Raw genomic sequence first — 14,237 nt, 5'->3', positions numbered from 1 at the left:
TTTAATGAATGTGCTGGCTTTCATGTAAGGCTCTGCTGTAATCGGCAAAAGTTTTGGCAGCAGGGCTTGGGCTGAAAAATATATTAAGTGAGCGTGCGATTTTACGCGCACTGAATATGCCGCGAATACTGTATTTATTGTCAATTATAGTGGTGACTAAAATGTATTCGCTACCAATGTCATTCAGGGTGTGCAAGATGTCTCCAATTTTTGCATTAAGTACATCTTGTATATCTAGTACAGGCATTACTTCTATGGGGGTCATTAGGTGGCCCACTTTTATATCATCCCGCTTCTTTTTTGTTTCTTTAATGTACTTGATTGGTTTTTCCCCTGAAATGTCGGCAGAAGAAATGAGACCCACAATTTGATCATGGGCATTGCTTACAAGTAACATATTGGTTTTTTCTTGAGCCATTAATTTTGTGGCTGTATCTAGAGGTGTTTTGGTGTTGCAAATGGGGGCTTTTTCTAAACGATGATCTGTCATAACTGATATTGCTGAATCATCTAAAGTAAGATCTTTATAGCCTCTGTCTGGCATTATTGGATTGGGTTGGGTATCAAGCTTACTAAATTTTATGATTTTATAGTTTTCTAGCATTGTGAATCCTCCGCAAGCACAATTTAATCATAGCTAAAAACCGTCACAATGCTGCAAAACTTGAGTAATCTTTAGTAACGAAATGTACTTGCCGAGTTGAGTTTTATAGGTTTAATACATCCGCTTTGGTGGAAGCCGCTATATTCATGGCTTCTTGTATGAGGTCATAGGGGACGTTGAGCTCTAAAAGGGTTTTTTGTAAGTGCTCGGCCACTTTATTAAAGTGCGATTCATTTAATCCAAGCGCTACTGGACGTGCGTGTGCGGCACGCATTCCCCGACCTGAGTAGTTGTTCGGCCCACCAAAGGCAACTGTTAGAAAGGATTTTTGCATTCTTTTTTGACGCTCAATGCTTATGCCGTCGAAAAAGTGTGATAGGGCATGGTCATTGATAACTTTGCTATAAAAAATATCTACGGCTGCTTCTACTGCTTTTTCACCGCCTATTTTTTCATAAAGAGAGGTCATGCCAATTTTCTTCCTTAATATGGTTTATATAAGGAATAGTTGAAGCTATGGCTAATTGCAATTATTGATGGCGAGCTTTGGATAGGTTTTTAACAAACCAGCGCTTTTGCCAAGCATTCATGACTTTTTCTGGGTACCAAGTTTTACCTAGACTCCCATTGTAGCGTGCTAAAGCGCGAGTCCAGTTGCCTTTTTCTTTTTTGAGGTAGTGGGCCAAAATGGCACATCCATAGTTAATATTAGTTTTATAATACATGAGGTTGTCATGAGGTCGACCAATTTCATTGCGCCAGAAGGGCATGATTTGCATGTAGCCTTGAGCGCCAACGGATGAAATAGCATAAGGTTTAAATGCACTTTCAATCTGTATTAATGCTAAGACCATCTCTGGTGGCAGGTTGTGTTTTGATGCGCTGTGATGCAGGTGCTTTAGAAACTCAATACGAAAGCTTTTATCCTTAATATAGCGTTTTAGTCTGGACGACATATCAACCATCCAGACTTCAGCATCAAATCGATCATTAAAACTAGTGCTAGTATTGATGGCTTGTTTTAGGTGTTGTCTTAGCTCGGCATCCACTTCGCTGTGTGCGAAGTGGCTTAATAATGAAAAAAGGCAGGCTAAAACAAGGCGCTGCATTATTTAATACCAAGAATCGACTTAATGTGATTAAGGGCATCTTCATGTTTAAGTTCGATTGCCTCGTTTTTATCTTGTGCGCGAGCCTTGTATTCAATGACTCCATTTTTCAATCCACGGGAGCTGTATACAAAGCGATGCGGAATACCCATTAGTTCTGCATCAGCAAATTTAACACCAGGGCTGGTTTTTTTGTCGCGATCATCTAAGAATACTTCAATACCTAAATCGGTAAGTTGCTCATATAGTGATTCGGATAGGTTGATTACATCTTCTGATTTGTTTGCATCAATTTGCACAATGGATACTTGGAAAGGGGCAATGGCTTCTGGCCAGATAATGCCACGGTCATCGTGGTTTTGTTCAATGGCAGCAGCAACAACACGCGATACCCCAATGCCATAGCAGCCCATTTCCATGGTCACACTTTTACCATTTTCATCTAGTACGGTCGCATTTAACGCTTTACTGTATTTGTTGCCTAATTGAAAGATGTGGCCCACTTCAATGCCGCGCTTAATTTCAATTGTCCCTTTGCCGTCTGGGCTAGGGTCCCCTTGAATAACATTACGAATATCTGCAACACGTGAGATTTGAGCGTCACGCTCCCAGTTAGTGCCGCTAAGATGTTTGCCGTCTTGATTTGCACCACAAACAAAGTCAGCTAATACGGCTGCGCTACGATCGACAATGACCTCAATATTTAGGTTGCACGGGCCGATAGAACCCGGTTTGCAACCAAGTTGCTCAATGATATCTTCTTCTTTTGCAAATTCTAATGGTGAAGCGACTCCCGCCAACTTTTCAGCTTTTAAATCGTTAAGTTCATGGTCGCCGCGAACCACTAACGCTACTAATTCAGGTTTTTTACCTGCCGCTTTGTCTTCATCGGAAATGTCTCCTTCTACAATAAGTGTCTTAATTATCGAATTAGACGGGATGTTTAAGAATGCACTTACTTCTTCAATGCTGTGCTGATTTGGCGTCTCCACTGTTTCAAGTGATGCGCTAGGTGACGGGCGCTCAATGTTAGGGGCTAGTGCCTCAGCAAGCTCAACGTTGGCGGCATAACTTGATTCATTGCTAAAAGCGATATCATCTTCGCCAGATTGGGCTAATACATGAAATTCATGGGAAAGGGCGCCACCAATTGAGCCTGTATCAGCCGCTACTGGGCGGAAATCTAAACCTAGGCGGGTAAATACATTGCAATACGCTTGATGCATGCGTTCGTAGGTGTCGTTTAGAGACTCAGTATTTATATGGAAAGAATAAGCGTCTTTCATTAAAAACTCACGAGCACGCATGACCCCAAAACGAGGGCGCGTTTCATCACGAAACTTGGTTTGAACTTGATAGAAGTTCATTGGTAGTTGGCGGTAGCTGCTTAGCTCGTTACGGGCTAGATCTGTGATAACCTCTTCGTGGGTAGGACCAATACAAAAATCACGGTTGTGACGGTCTTTGATTCTGAGTAATTCTCCGCCATATTGGAACCAGCGACCAGTTTCTTCCCAAAGTTCGGCCGGTTGAACGGCAGGCATTAGTAGCTCTTGTGCACCTGCGGCATTCATTTCTTCTCGAACAACAGCCTCAACTTTACGCAGGGTTTTAAGGCCAATGGGAAGCCATGTATAAAGACCAGATGCCAGCTTACGAATCATGCCTGCACGCAGCATAAGTTGATGGCTAATTACAACAGCATCAGATGGTGATTCTTTAAGGGTAGAGATAAGGTACTGACTAGCGCGCATTGTGGATCCATATGTGATGATAGGTGTGACAGCCTTGTGAAAAATAAACTCAAGATTGCCACTTTACAAAATAATCGCAAATTGTATGCTGCACGGCCCTTCGACACAATTCTTTCATGATGATTGATTATTTTATATACACAAAAACCCCTGCGGGTAAGGTAAGGCTTAATCAAGATGAGTCTTTACTGCCATTGTTGGGTGTGACAAGTCAAATTCCCGGTGAATTTGAAATAAAAGCCAAAGGCCAGAAGCCTCAGTTGAAAAGTTATTTGGAGTTGCCGTTAAAAGGTGCTCAGCAAATGAGCATGAGGGTTAAGGTGTTAGAAGTGAACGCATTGATTACTCCTATTGATGGCTGGAGTGCTTTATGTGAGGGGCCTAGTCAGTCTCAGTTTGATATAAAGGTTGCGAATATTACCTGTGATTGTTGCTCTGAGGTGACGCAATTGGAGTTCATTGATTTCGGCTTGGATACACAAGCTGATGCTTTAGTAGGTATGATAAAGTCTCACTGGTTGGCTTCAGCTGAAGCGCAAATTTGTCCAAGTTGTAAGAATAAGGCGAATAATGACTGATTTTTCTCATGAGTTGGATGCGAAGGGATTAATGTGCCCTGAGCCAGTTATGATGCTTCATGTAAAAGTGAAAGAAATGCAGGCTGGCGACGTATTAAAAGTGTTAGCCACTGATCCATCTACAAAACGGGATATTGCTAAGTTTTGCAGCTTTTTGGGTTATGAGTTGATTTTGCAGCAAGAAGTAAATGGCGCTTTAGAGTTCTTTATTAAAAAGCCTTAATTGCAAAATAGAATAAATACGGTAAAGTACTGTATTTAAATACAGTGTTAAGTTGGTTGGTGTATGTCTTTATTAAACCCTGTGACTATCCAGTATATGAGTCGCGATGAAATTGAACGTATGTTGTTTAGTTTAAGCGCCAGCAAAGATAATGATGAGGCCGCTGCATTTGAAGCTTTAGCGAGACGGCTGTTAGAGTTATTAGAACAAGCCGCTGATTAAGCGGCTTTTTTATGGATTAACTGAATCGCGTTTTGTTTCTGCCTTCCCACCAAATTTTTGCTTGGTTCATGCATTCTTCCTGAGTTATCCCTTTCCCCATGAGTCTTGCGGTATAAGACAGTGTGCCTAAAATTGCACCAATGCCGTATTCGTTGTTTTGTGTTTTCCAAGTTGTTTTAAGTTCAGACAGATCTAATGTCTCTGGCTTCACATGCCGGCGTGGGAAAATGGCTGGCCATTCTTCTTCAATTAGTTCGCCATCAAAACAGTGATGCATTTTTACAATGCTGTCAGGGTTCATTTCACACTCTCCACCTTCACCTTTTAGAATTGAAAGGCGCTTATAATTCAGTAGTTGCGCACTTTGTTGGTGGGATGGGCCGTAACCAGGGTGGAATACCCCTTGGCTTACATATGCGCAGTTTAAAGGATTAAGTAGTCTTGAAAAACTGTGTACAGGTGAGCGCAGGCCAAATGTATTTCGTAAGTCGATAATGCTCTGCAGTTCAGGGCATAGATGTTTCATGGACATGAAGCTGAAGTTTGATCCATTGAGGTCACTTTCTACTTGGTTCCAGTTTGTTGCTGCTTTTACACCAAGAAACTCAAGTACAGCTTGGCTGTATATGCGGCCTGCGGTATGGCCATCTGCACCATGCATGAAAATCTTTATGCCATTGTCGGCAAGTGCAAGGCATGAAAGTAAGTACCATGGTAATTGCCTGCGTTTACCTGCGTAGCTAGACCAATCTAAATCGGCTTTAATATGGCTTGGAATGCTACTTTGAATATGGTTTTTAGTGGCTTGAGTGAAGCCAGCGAGTTCTTCGTGGTTTTCTTCTTTGACGCGTAATAGCATCATGAATGCGCCTAGTTGCACATCTTCAGATTCACCGTTGAGGATCATGCTCATAGCGGCAAGCGCTTCATCATAAGTAAGTGAGCGTGAGCCTTTACGGCCCTTACCTAGGATGCGTACATATTGTGCAAAAGGGTGTTCAATATTGGTCATTATAAGCAGTTCGCAGGTTTCGGGAGTCCGGCAATTTTAGCGGCAATTTTAGCTGGGCTCTCTGGGAATAAAGTCATCAAATAGATGCTGTTGCCTTTTTCAGGGCCGTATTCGGTTTTTATTAGTTTAACAAAAGGGCGGTTGGCAGGAGCTACTTCGTGCGCTTGATAAAAAGCCCTTAGAGTATGGATGATTTCTAAGTGTTCATTTGAAAGTTGGATACCTTCACTTTGGGCTATTTCATGGGCAAGAGACTCAGACCATATGTTTAGGTCTTTTAGAAAGCCGTCTTTGTCAAACAGTGATGCATCCATAATTAATACCAGCTAATGCAGCTATTGGTTTTACTGCAAAGGGAGACGAACTCTTCATAATTTATGGGTGTGATGTTAGACGAGGATATATTCAGTCCGCGGGCTTGTATATCATCTGTCAGGGCATAAATATCAAATCCACTGTTTAAAATATCATTATGCTGGATGCCATAAACACCGTCTTGCATGAGTAAGACTTTGTCGCCATCAATGGCTGCGTTTGTGCATTGAGTAAATACGTCACTCTCAAAAGGGCTTTTTTGAATGAGGTGTAAAATCATTTAAAACCCCAGAATTTTTTCATGGCGGTGAATGAGCTGCTTGCTTTCTTTACGGGTGATGATGCTTGCAATGCTAAGGATATCGCCTGCATTTATATTGCGTGCTTCCATGTCTTCTTTAACTGCATATAGTTGTTCAATATCGTATAGGGGGAGAACCTCTAATGCGCCTTTGTGATTCTTTAAGTGTATATTTTTGCTGTTTTGGTTTTCCAATAATTGAAATACACCGTCACCACTAAACAGAATACTGATGTTTTGTTCATATGCGGCACTGGTTAGGGCAAAGTCTATACCTTCTCTGGCCAAACTTGAGCCATAGGGTGCGTGGCGTTGAATGATTAAAATGTCATGAATGTGGGTAGATGTGTCCATTATTTAAATGTTACCACTCTGTCAGAGTGTATCTGGGCGTCGAGTAATTGACCGAGTCCGGAAAGTTCAAATGCATCATCCAAATTAAATTGGTTTTTCTCGTAGCGCTGGGCTTCTTCTTGATTTAACACACCACGCTTTAAAGCGGCGGCAATACAGATGACTAAATCAGTGTTGTGTGTTTTAGAGAATGCTGACCAATTTGCTTGTATGTTTAATTCGTCTTGTGCTGGCGATTGTAAGTTTGAGCCACTGTGAACACCATCGTGATAAAAAAACACACGATAAATCTCATGCCCTTGATTGATAGCGGCCTTTGCAAATTTTAACGCGCTTAAGCTGCCTTGAGATGAGTAAGGATTGGCTAGTACTAGTAAAGAAAATTTCATATTTTTTCATTAAAAAAGGAGGGTTGCCCCTCCTTGATTTAAACCGAGATTAAGATTAATCGTCGCTTGTTGCGCCTAGAATGTGAAGTAGGCTAGTGAATAGGTTGTAAATATTAAGGTATAGACCAACGGTTGCCATAATGTAGTTGGTTTGCTCACCACGTAGGATGCTGCTTGTATCGTATAGGATAAAGCCAGACATTAATAAGACTACAGCACCAGAGATAGCTAGTGAGAATCCAGAAACATCAACGCCAAACGCCCAAGAGGCAATCATGGCACCGATTGCACCAACGATTACTAGGATAAGGCCAGTAATTAGGAAGCCACGCATAAACGTGAAGTCTTTCTTAGTGGTGTTTACGTAAGCAGACAGCGCAAAGAAAATGATGGCGGTACCACCAAGTGCTTGCATGACAATCTCAGTGCCGCCTTGCATGGCAAGGTAGCGATTAAGAATTGGGCCAAGTGAGGCACCAAGTAAGCCTGTAAATAAAAATACAACTGGAAGGCCGGCTGCAGAATTGGCAACTTTTGGTAATACAAGCCAAACAATAGCAAGGGCAGCTAGGGACATGATTAACGCTGCGCCGTGGCCAAGATTCAGGCTCATTGAAATGCCAGCAGTTACAGCACTAAAGGCCAGTGTCATACCAAGTAGCATATAAGTGTTACGCAGTACCTTTAGGGCACCGGATGTATCGACTTGCTGATGGGCAAGAGTTTGCTGATCCATTTTTTGTTGCTCCAGTTTATTATGTTAACTATCTAAGGCAGATAATAGAGTTGTTGCGAGGAAATTCAAGCATTCTTGTATCTATTTAAAGGCCTATATTTCATATGGTTTCTTGCTAAGTTACTAAAATGTAAGATTTTTTTAGAGAATTGGTTGACACAAATTCTGAAAAGAGTAATATGCGTCTCGCTCACAGCGGAGGGGTGGCTGAGTGGTCGAAAGCACCGGTCTTGAAAACCGGCGACGGCTAATACCCGTCCAAGAGTTCGAATCTCTTCTCCTCCGCCATTTATTTTAAAAACCAGATCCGAAAGGGTCTGGTTTTTTTCGTTTATAAGTTCGTAAATTTATAGGTTTCTTAGTGCTCTGATGTGCTCATGGGCGCTATTAGCAAGTGATTCCAAGTTGTACCCACCTTCAAGCATCGAGATAACACGCCCTTTGGCGTAATCCTTAGCAATGCTCATCGCTAATTTTGTTAGCCAAAAGTAATCATCTTTAATTAGATCAATTTCACCCATAGGGTCATCTGTGTGAGCATCAAAGCCTGCAGAGATTAATACAAGGTCGGGTTTGAATTTAGAAGCTGCTGAAATGAATTTAGGTTCAATGATGCGTCTGAACTTGGTACTGGCTGTTTCTGCTTCAAGGGGGATGTTAATTATATTGCTGGATTGAACATTCCAGTGGGAGTTAGGGAAGTAAGGGTGCTGAAAGCTGCTGATCACCATGACATCTTCTCTGTCTTTGAATATTTCTATGGTGCCATTTGCCTGATGTACATCAAAATCAAATATTAAAACACGATTGATTTCAGGTTTTGTCAGTGCGTATTGAGCGGCAAGGGCGATATTATTAACAAAACAAAAACCAAGAGTTTTATTAGGTTCAGCATGATGCCCAGGAGGCCTGATAGCACAAAAAGCATTACGAAACTTGCCTGTGAGTATTTGATCAATAGCCTGCATGCCTGAGCCTGCTGCTTCTTCGGTTGCCTTTAGGGTGTCAAATGTTAAGGGTGTATCTGGGTCGGCATAAATCATTCCCTTGTTTGGACTGATTTGATATAGCTGGTCTATGTACCCTGGTTTATGAATTAGCTTAAACATGTCTTTGTTGGTGCTTATTGCATGTTGTATGGCAAGGTCCTGCCATAGACCGGATTGCCTTAGTCGGGTTTCTACCGCCAAGCTGCGAAGAGGGCTCTCTGGATGATCTGGCGGAACAGAATGCTGATCAAACTGTGTGTGATGTATAAATAATGTGGATGACATGCACTTATGACTTGAGGCTTGTTTAATAAGTCTATATAACTCAATTAATTGTTAGTTAACACCTTTTATTAGGGATTTATGGGTACTCGTTGGTTAGAGCGGTTTTTTGAACCATCCAAAATTGCCGTTATTGGGGCTTCAGAAAGAAGTTCAAACATGGGTGGTGCTGTTATTCAAAATCTTAAAGCCGGTGGGTTTAAGGGTTCTGTTTATGCGGTAAATGTTAGGCGTCATAAGTCTGTTCATGGTGTGCCTTGTGTTTCTAAGATTGGGCGGCTTCCTAAAGATATAAGTCTGGCTATTATTTGTACGCCAGCAAATGCCATTGAAAAAATCATCAAGCAGCTTGGTAAGCATGATATTCGTGCTGCACTGATTCTCACTGGTGGTATTTCGCGTAAACGTGCTGAGCAATTTAGGCCATCCAAACATCCCATTAGAAAATTATCCAGAGAGCATGGCGTTAGAATCATGGGGCCGGATTGCTTGGGCTTAATAATTCCAGAGTTGAACTTAAATGCCAGTTACTCTCACATAAATGCATTGCCGGGGAAGGTTGCTTATTTAGGGCAATCGGGGACTTTAGCTAGTGCGCTTTTGGATTGGGCCTATGCAAGAGGGATTGGCTTTTCACACTTCTTGACCATTGGTGATAGCGCGGATGTCAGTATGCCTGACACAATTGATTATCTATCAACGCAAAGGCAAGTTAAGGCAATTATGCTGCATTTAGAGCAGGTGGCTGACGCTCTATCTTTTGTGCGTGCTGTTAGAAATGCATCGCGTAGCAAGCTTGTTTTGGCAATTAAAAGCTCTAGATTTCCTCAATCTCAAGCACCTGTCGAGCCAATCCCTAAGGGGCTTAGGCATAGGGATATGGTTTATGAAGCCATATTATTAAGAGCAGGTGTTTTGCGTGTTGATAGTACTGAAGAGTTATTTGAGTCGGTTGAATCTCTTACTCGTATGCGTCCTTTAAAAGGTGAGCGCCTTGCCATTGTTGCTAATGGTATTGGTGGGGCTATTTTAGCGGTCGACAGGTTGATTCACGAAGGAGGACAACTGGCTCAGCTTTCAAAAGAATCTATAGCCAAATTGTCTGAAATATTGCCTGAGTATTGGTCTCAATCGAACCCTATTGATATTACGCCAGAAGCTGATCCTACCGTTTATAAAAAAGTTCTGGAAATTATTGAGGCCGATAGAGGGGTTGATTCAATTTTAGTGTTGTTTTCTCCTCAGTCAGTTACCAATAGTCAGGATGTGGCTAATGCTGTGGTGCACCACTTCAAGTTTTATCATAAAAACTTAGTCACAAGTTGGATGGGCGGTGCGTCGGTAGAGCGTAGTAGACATATGTTTGATGATGCAGGTATACCAACCTATGACACCCCTGATAGAGCCGTAAAAGCTTTTATGCATATGGTTCGCCATCAGCGAAACCACGAGCTACTTAGAGAAACCCCTTCATCTGTGATTGAGGATATTCAGGCTGATAAAATAATGTGTCAGCAGTTGGTTGATCAAGCGCTTTTCCAGCAGCGAGATTATTTAACCGCAGAAGAAATTTATACCATCTTGGAGAGTTATGGGCTCAAGCAAGTAAAGACCGATTTCTTATCTGAAGGGTTTGATCCTTACACGCTTGATGTTAAGTATCCTGCCGCCATGAAAATTATACATGAGGAGTATTGTCACCCATTTGCATATGGAGACAATCCAAGGGATCGCTGGCGTGGCGTTATCACGGGAATAAAAAACAGCGAAGAGCTAGATATAGCAGCCAAAGAATTGCGTTCGCAAATTAGAAAACGCTTTGTTGGTAGTAAGGTTCACGGGTACTCGATTCAGCCCATGAGAAGTGGAGAAATTTCCACCCAATATAGTATGGGTATAACTCGTGATGCGACATTTGGCCCGGTTATTATATTTGGCGGCGGCGGAGCTGCGGCGAACATTATGGCGGATAGACAGGTTCAGTTCCCTCCATTGAATGATGTATTAGCCAAGCAATTAATGTCAAAAACCCATATCTATCGTGTACTCCAAGAGCGTAGTCGCCATTTTGATCGAGACGTTGAACAGCTTGCCGGAATGCTAATTAGTCTTTCGCAGATGGCAATAGATTTACCAAACATCAAGGGTTGTGAGCTTAATGTGATTTTGCATCCTGTTGAGGGTGCGAAAATATTGGGTATGGCGGCAGACATAGGGCCTAGGCATAATTTATGTATTCAGCCATACCCTGCAGAATACGAAGAAATAATAAAAGTACGTGACAATAAAGAGGTACTTCTTAGACCTATTAGGGGTGAGGATGAACCTGAATTAAAAGTGTTCCATGAGCAGCTAAGTGTAGAATCCATACGTTACCGCTTTTTTACCTCTAGACGAAACTTTAGGCATCGTGAGTTGGCATTATTTGCCCAGATTGACTATCAGCAAGAAATGGCGTTTGTGGCACTTAATAAAGAAGGCGAGATTTTAGGTGTTGTAAGAACGTGGACAGATGCCGATGCCTTACAAGCTGAGTTTTCGGTATTAGTTGGCGATAACGCTCAAGGTTTGGGTATGGGGCGGGCGCTCATGTCCAAAATGATTGATTATTGTACCAATAAAGGCACGCTTGAAATGAAAGGCACGGTATTATCAGATAATAAACCCATGCTAAAGCTGGCTGAAAAGCTAGGTTTTAGCATTATGAGGTATGTTGATAATAATGTGCTCGAAATCCGCTTATCTATGAATAAGCCAGAGCATGAATGGCAAAGAATCAAGCTATTGGACTTACACAAAAGCAAAAGTTAAACTGGCTTGAACTATGAGCTTTGATGCCATAGTGTCCGATATTTTATGTACTGCTAGGGGTTTATCTTGATTCGAGTATTAGTTGTTGATGATCATGACCTCGTTCGCATGGGAATTGTAAGTTTGCTTAGCAGTAGCGATAAAATAGAAGTTATTGCACAGGCAAGCAGTGGGGAGGAGGCAATTGATCTTGCTAAAACCCATGAGCCTGATGTTATATTGATGGATATACGCATGCCTGGTATGGGTGGACTTGAAGCTACACATAAGCTGATACGTTTGAATCCCGATGTAAAAGTTATTGCAGTGACGGCCTGTGCAGAAGACCCATTTGCTTCTCGCTTGTTACAGGCTGGTGCAGCTGGCTATATGACCAAAGGGTCAACTACGGAAGAAATGATTATGGCTGTACTTAAAGTTAAGTCTGGTCAGCGATATATCAGCCCTGAGATTGCACAAAGAATGGCATTAAAACCTTTTGCAACGCAAGAAGAGGCTTGTCCATTTGATGTGCTCTCTGATCGAGAAATGCAAATTTCAATATTGATTGTTAATTGCTCGAAGGTTCAAGAAATTTCCGATCAATTATTTTTAAGTCCTAAAACAGTTAATACATATCGTTATCGAATTTTTGAAAAATTAAACATAAATAGCGATGTCGAATTGACCCGCTTAGCGATTCGCCACGGTATTATTGATACCGAATCCATTAATTAAATCAAAACCCTATCATGAGTTTTGATTCAAAAACCTTTCTTAAGAGCCTTACTCAAAAGCCCGGTGTTTATCGCATGTACGATAAAGACGAAGGGCTTCTATATGTGGGCAAAGCTAAAAATTTAAAAAATAGAGTTTCAAGTTATTTTAGTTCCAGTGGTTTAACTAATAAAACGGTTGCACTTGTTTCAAAAATTCATGGGATTGAAATTAGTATTACCGGTAGTGAGACGGAAGCGTTGTTGCTGGAGCAAAACTTAATTAAGCAGAACAAGCCCCCTTACAATATTTTGCTTAAGGATGATAAGTCCTATCCTTATATATATCGGTCCTCACATGAATACCCTTTGATTACTCATGTAAGAGGTAAGAAATTTAAACAGGGGGAGTATTTTGGTCCTTTTCCTAGCTCCCTAGCTGTTAAAGAGAGCCTTAATTTTTTACAAAAGGTTTTCCGTTTAAGAAATTGTGAAGATAGTTATTTTAATAATCGTTCTCGACCTTGCTTGCAGCATCAAATAGGTCGATGCACAGCACCTTGTGTAGGCTTGATTTCCAAAGAGGAATATCTGGCTGATATTTTACATGCGCAAATGTTTCTACAAGGAAAGAATAACGATTTATTGGTGAATTTAAATCATGAGATGGAACTACTCTCAAATAACTTAAAATTTGAAGAGGCGGCAAGGATTCGTGATCAGATTCAATATCTACGTAAAGTTCAGGAATCTCAATCCATAGATGCGCAACAGGGTGATGCTGACATTATAGCGATTGATATGCAAAAAGGCGTGTCTGCGGTTCATGTTGCCTCGGTTCGTCATGGAAGGATGCTTGGAAGTCGCTCTTATTACCCGAAGTTTCAAATGGACGAGTCTCATGAGCAAGCTCTTGCTGCTTTTATTTCCCAATTTTATTTTATTTTGAATAAAGAAATACCGGATGAAGTAATTGTGTCTCATGAGATGGCAGATCAGTCATTAATTCGTACGGCTTTAAGTGAGAAAAAAGATAAAAAAATTAAGCTGTCAGTTAACGTACGTGCTGAAAGAAGCCGTTGGTTGCAGTTGGCCATAGCGAATGCTCAAGAAGCCGTTAGGGTGAAGCAGCAGGATAAATTACATATATTGACTCAATACCAAGACCTAAAAGAAGTGCTTTCTCTTGCTGAGATGCCTGTGCGAATGGAATGTTTTGATATTAGTCATAGTCATGGTGAAGCGACGGTAGCGTCGTGCGTTGTTTTCAATCAAGAAGGGGCGTTAAAAAATGATTACCGCAAATTCAATATTGAAGGCATAGAGCCGGGTGACGATTACGGGGCTATGAAGCAGGCTTTGACTCGTCGCTTTAAAAAACTAAGTCATGATAAAAAACCGGATATTTTGTTAGTTGATGGTGGCAAGGGGCAATTAAATATTGCGCTTAACGTATTGAGTGATTTATCTATCAATGACATCCCTGTGTTAGGTGTTTCCAAAGGGGTGACACGTAAAGCGGGGATGGAAATTTTGATATTCCAAGGAAAAGAATTTACTTTAAACTTGAACTCACCAGCTTTACACCTGATACAGCAAATTAGGGATGAGTCTCATAGGTTTGCAATAGTAGGGCATCGAGCAAGACGCGCAAAAGCGCGTGGAAGGTCAATTTTGGAAGGAATTGCTGGAATAGGTCCAAAAAGACGCAAAGAGCTGATAAGATTCTTTGGAGATGCTGGGCAGGTTAAAGCCGCCAATGTTGACGAGATTAGCAAGGTTCCTGGAATTAGTCGTCAATTAGCTCAACAAATATACGATGCCTTACATGGCTCATAGCTACAATTTGCAGTTGGAAAGACA

General features: G+C 41.4%; 17 protein-coding genes and 1 tRNA gene. 7 read left to right on the top strand and 11 right to left on the bottom strand.

Features of this window, described 5'->3' with window-relative positions; translation table 11 throughout:
* Position 1 precedes the first annotated feature (1 nt).
* The 4 genes from ABWV45_RS01185 to ABWV45_RS01170 form a co-directional block, all read right to left on the bottom strand.
* Positions 2 to 604, bottom strand: coding sequence for a CBS domain-containing protein (locus tag ABWV45_RS01185; protein WP_353347845.1), 603 nt, complete (start codon positions 602 to 604; stop codon positions 2 to 4).
* Between the two features lie 103 nt (positions 605 to 707).
* A complete protein-coding gene (locus ABWV45_RS01180; protein WP_353347843.1) occupies positions 708 to 1,073 on the bottom strand; it encodes a group I truncated hemoglobin in 366 nt (121 codons plus the stop codon).
* 61 nt (positions 1,074 to 1,134) lie between these two features.
* Complete coding sequence (locus ABWV45_RS01175) at positions 1,135 to 1,713, bottom strand: lytic transglycosylase domain-containing protein (RefSeq protein WP_353347841.1); 579 nt, start codon at positions 1,711 to 1,713, stop codon at positions 1,135 to 1,137.
* A complete protein-coding gene (locus ABWV45_RS01170; protein ID WP_353347839.1) occupies positions 1,713 to 3,467 on the bottom strand; it encodes a proline--tRNA ligase in 1,755 nt (584 codons plus the stop codon). The genes ABWV45_RS01175 and ABWV45_RS01170 overlap by 1 nt, the downstream gene beginning before the upstream one ends.
* Before the next feature lie 116 nt (positions 3,468 to 3,583).
* Between ABWV45_RS01170 and ABWV45_RS01165 the strand changes: the two genes are divergently transcribed.
* From ABWV45_RS01165 to ABWV45_RS01155, 3 genes are all read left to right on the top strand, one after another.
* Positions 3,584 to 4,045: a hypothetical protein gene (locus ABWV45_RS01165; protein ID WP_353347837.1), complete on the top strand. Its 462-nt coding sequence runs from the start codon at positions 3,584 to 3,586 to the stop codon at positions 4,043 to 4,045.
* The gene (gene tusA / locus ABWV45_RS01160) at positions 4,038 to 4,268 is read left to right on the top strand and encodes a sulfurtransferase TusA (protein WP_353347835.1); all 231 of its coding nucleotides are present in this window, start codon (positions 4,038 to 4,040) and stop codon (positions 4,266 to 4,268) included. The genes ABWV45_RS01165 and tusA overlap by 8 nt, the downstream gene beginning before the upstream one ends.
* Positions 4,269 to 4,331: 63 nt before the next feature.
* Positions 4,332 to 4,490, top strand: coding sequence for a cell developmental protein SirA (locus ABWV45_RS01155; protein ID WP_353347833.1), 159 nt, complete (start codon positions 4,332 to 4,334; stop codon positions 4,488 to 4,490).
* Positions 4,491 to 4,506: 16 nt separating this feature from the next.
* Here the strand turns inward: ABWV45_RS01155 and ABWV45_RS01150 are convergent, their stop codons facing one another.
* Genes ABWV45_RS01150 through ABWV45_RS01125 form a run of 6 tightly spaced genes read right to left on the bottom strand, consistent with a single transcriptional unit; the run spans position 4,507 to position 7,597 of the window.
* Positions 4,507 to 5,502: a glycosyl transferase family protein gene (locus ABWV45_RS01150; RefSeq protein WP_353347831.1), complete on the bottom strand. Its 996-nt coding sequence runs from the start codon at positions 5,500 to 5,502 to the stop codon at positions 4,507 to 4,509.
* Positions 5,502 to 5,816 carry a TusE/DsrC/DsvC family sulfur relay protein gene (locus tag ABWV45_RS01145; protein ID WP_353347829.1) on the bottom strand — a complete coding sequence of 105 codons (315 nt, stop codon included), beginning with the start codon at positions 5,814 to 5,816 and terminating at the stop codon, positions 5,502 to 5,504. Before ABWV45_RS01145 ends, ABWV45_RS01150 begins: the two co-directional genes overlap by 1 nt.
* A gap of 2 nt (positions 5,817 to 5,818) precedes the next feature.
* A complete protein-coding gene (tusB, locus tag ABWV45_RS01140; protein WP_353347827.1) occupies positions 5,819 to 6,097 on the bottom strand; it encodes a sulfurtransferase complex subunit TusB in 279 nt (92 codons plus the stop codon).
* Entirely contained in the window at positions 6,098 to 6,472 is a 375-nt protein-coding gene (gene tusC, locus ABWV45_RS01135; RefSeq protein WP_353347825.1) for a sulfurtransferase complex subunit TusC, read from the bottom strand.
* A complete protein-coding gene (gene tusD / locus ABWV45_RS01130) occupies positions 6,472 to 6,861 on the bottom strand; it encodes a sulfurtransferase complex subunit TusD (protein ID WP_353347823.1) in 390 nt (129 codons plus the stop codon). The genes tusC and tusD overlap by 1 nt, the downstream gene beginning before the upstream one ends.
* A gap of 55 nt (positions 6,862 to 6,916) precedes the next feature.
* Complete coding sequence (locus tag ABWV45_RS01125) at positions 6,917 to 7,597, bottom strand: Bax inhibitor-1/YccA family protein (protein WP_353347821.1); 681 nt, start codon at positions 7,595 to 7,597, stop codon at positions 6,917 to 6,919.
* 197 nt (positions 7,598 to 7,794) lie between these two features.
* Between ABWV45_RS01125 and ABWV45_RS01120 the strand changes: the two genes are divergently transcribed.
* Positions 7,795 to 7,885, top strand: a tRNA-Ser gene (locus ABWV45_RS01120).
* A 59-nt stretch (positions 7,886 to 7,944) separates the two neighbouring features.
* Here ABWV45_RS01120 and ABWV45_RS01115 read toward each other — a convergent pair.
* Positions 7,945 to 8,871, bottom strand: a complete 927-nt coding sequence (locus ABWV45_RS01115; RefSeq protein ID WP_353347819.1) for a histone deacetylase family protein — start codon at positions 8,869 to 8,871, stop codon at positions 7,945 to 7,947.
* Positions 8,872 to 8,949: 78 nt separating this feature from the next.
* On the opposite strand from ABWV45_RS01115, the gene ABWV45_RS01110 reads away from it, so the two are divergent.
* The 3 genes from ABWV45_RS01110 (at position 8,950) to uvrC (ending at position 14,213) form a co-directional block, all read left to right on the top strand.
* Positions 8,950 to 11,679 (top strand): bifunctional acetate--CoA ligase family protein/GNAT family N-acetyltransferase, encoded by a 2,730-nt coding sequence (locus ABWV45_RS01110; RefSeq protein ID WP_353347817.1) that lies wholly within the window; start codon positions 8,950 to 8,952, stop codon positions 11,677 to 11,679.
* A gap of 66 nt (positions 11,680 to 11,745) precedes the next feature.
* On the top strand, positions 11,746 to 12,396 hold the full coding sequence (gene uvrY / locus ABWV45_RS01105) for a UvrY/SirA/GacA family response regulator transcription factor (protein ID WP_353347815.1): 651 nt from the start codon (positions 11,746 to 11,748) through the stop codon (positions 12,394 to 12,396).
* Between the two features lie 14 nt (positions 12,397 to 12,410).
* Positions 12,411 to 14,213: an excinuclease ABC subunit UvrC gene (gene uvrC / locus ABWV45_RS01100; RefSeq protein ID WP_353347813.1), complete on the top strand. Its 1,803-nt coding sequence runs from the start codon at positions 12,411 to 12,413 to the stop codon at positions 14,211 to 14,213.
* The last annotated feature ends 24 nt before the right edge of the window (positions 14,214 to 14,237 follow it).

This window comes from Oceaniserpentilla sp. 4NH20-0058 (assembly GCF_040371755.1).
Taxonomy (GTDB): Bacteria; Pseudomonadota; Gammaproteobacteria; order Pseudomonadales; family Oceanobacteraceae; genus Bermanella.
Note: the sequence above shows the minus strand (reverse complement) of the source record. Positions and strands in the feature narration are given on the sequence as shown.

Excerpts from the sequence above, each read along its gene's own strand:
- ABWV45_RS01185 (WP_353347845.1), bottom strand. The coding sequence starts at position 604 with ATGCTAGAAAACTATAAAATCATAAAATTTAGTAAGCTTGATACCCAA.
- ABWV45_RS01180 (WP_353347843.1), bottom strand. The coding sequence starts at position 1,073 with ATGACCTCTCTTTATGAAAAAATAGGCGGTGAAAAAGCAGTAGAAGCA.
- ABWV45_RS01175 (WP_353347841.1), bottom strand. The coding sequence starts at position 1,713 with ATGCAGCGCCTTGTTTTAGCCTGCCTTTTTTCATTATTAAGCCACTTC.
- ABWV45_RS01170 (WP_353347839.1), bottom strand. The coding sequence starts at position 3,467 with ATGCGCGCTAGTCAGTACCTTATCTCTACCCTTAAAGAATCACCATCT.
- ABWV45_RS01165 (WP_353347837.1), top strand. The coding sequence starts at position 3,584 with ATGATGATTGATTATTTTATATACACAAAAACCCCTGCGGGTAAGGTA.
- tusA (WP_353347835.1), top strand. The coding sequence starts at position 4,038 with ATGACTGATTTTTCTCATGAGTTGGATGCGAAGGGATTAATGTGCCCT.
- ABWV45_RS01155 (WP_353347833.1), top strand. The coding sequence starts at position 4,332 with ATGTCTTTATTAAACCCTGTGACTATCCAGTATATGAGTCGCGATGAA.
- ABWV45_RS01150 (WP_353347831.1), bottom strand. The coding sequence starts at position 5,502 with ATGACCAATATTGAACACCCTTTTGCACAATATGTACGCATCCTAGGT.
- ABWV45_RS01145 (WP_353347829.1), bottom strand. The coding sequence starts at position 5,816 with ATGGATGCATCACTGTTTGACAAAGACGGCTTTCTAAAAGACCTAAAC.
- tusB (WP_353347827.1), bottom strand. The coding sequence starts at position 6,097 with ATGATTTTACACCTCATTCAAAAAAGCCCTTTTGAGAGTGACGTATTT.
- tusC (WP_353347825.1), bottom strand. The coding sequence starts at position 6,472 with ATGGACACATCTACCCACATTCATGACATTTTAATCATTCAACGCCAC.
- tusD (WP_353347823.1), bottom strand. The coding sequence starts at position 6,861 with ATGAAATTTTCTTTACTAGTACTAGCCAATCCTTACTCATCTCAAGGC.
- ABWV45_RS01125 (WP_353347821.1), bottom strand. The coding sequence starts at position 7,597 with ATGGATCAGCAAACTCTTGCCCATCAGCAAGTCGATACATCCGGTGCC.
- ABWV45_RS01115 (WP_353347819.1), bottom strand. The coding sequence starts at position 8,871 with ATGTCATCCACATTATTTATACATCACACACAGTTTGATCAGCATTCT.
- ABWV45_RS01110 (WP_353347817.1), top strand. The coding sequence starts at position 8,950 with ATGGGTACTCGTTGGTTAGAGCGGTTTTTTGAACCATCCAAAATTGCC.
- uvrC (WP_353347813.1), top strand. The coding sequence starts at position 12,411 with ATGAGTTTTGATTCAAAAACCTTTCTTAAGAGCCTTACTCAAAAGCCC.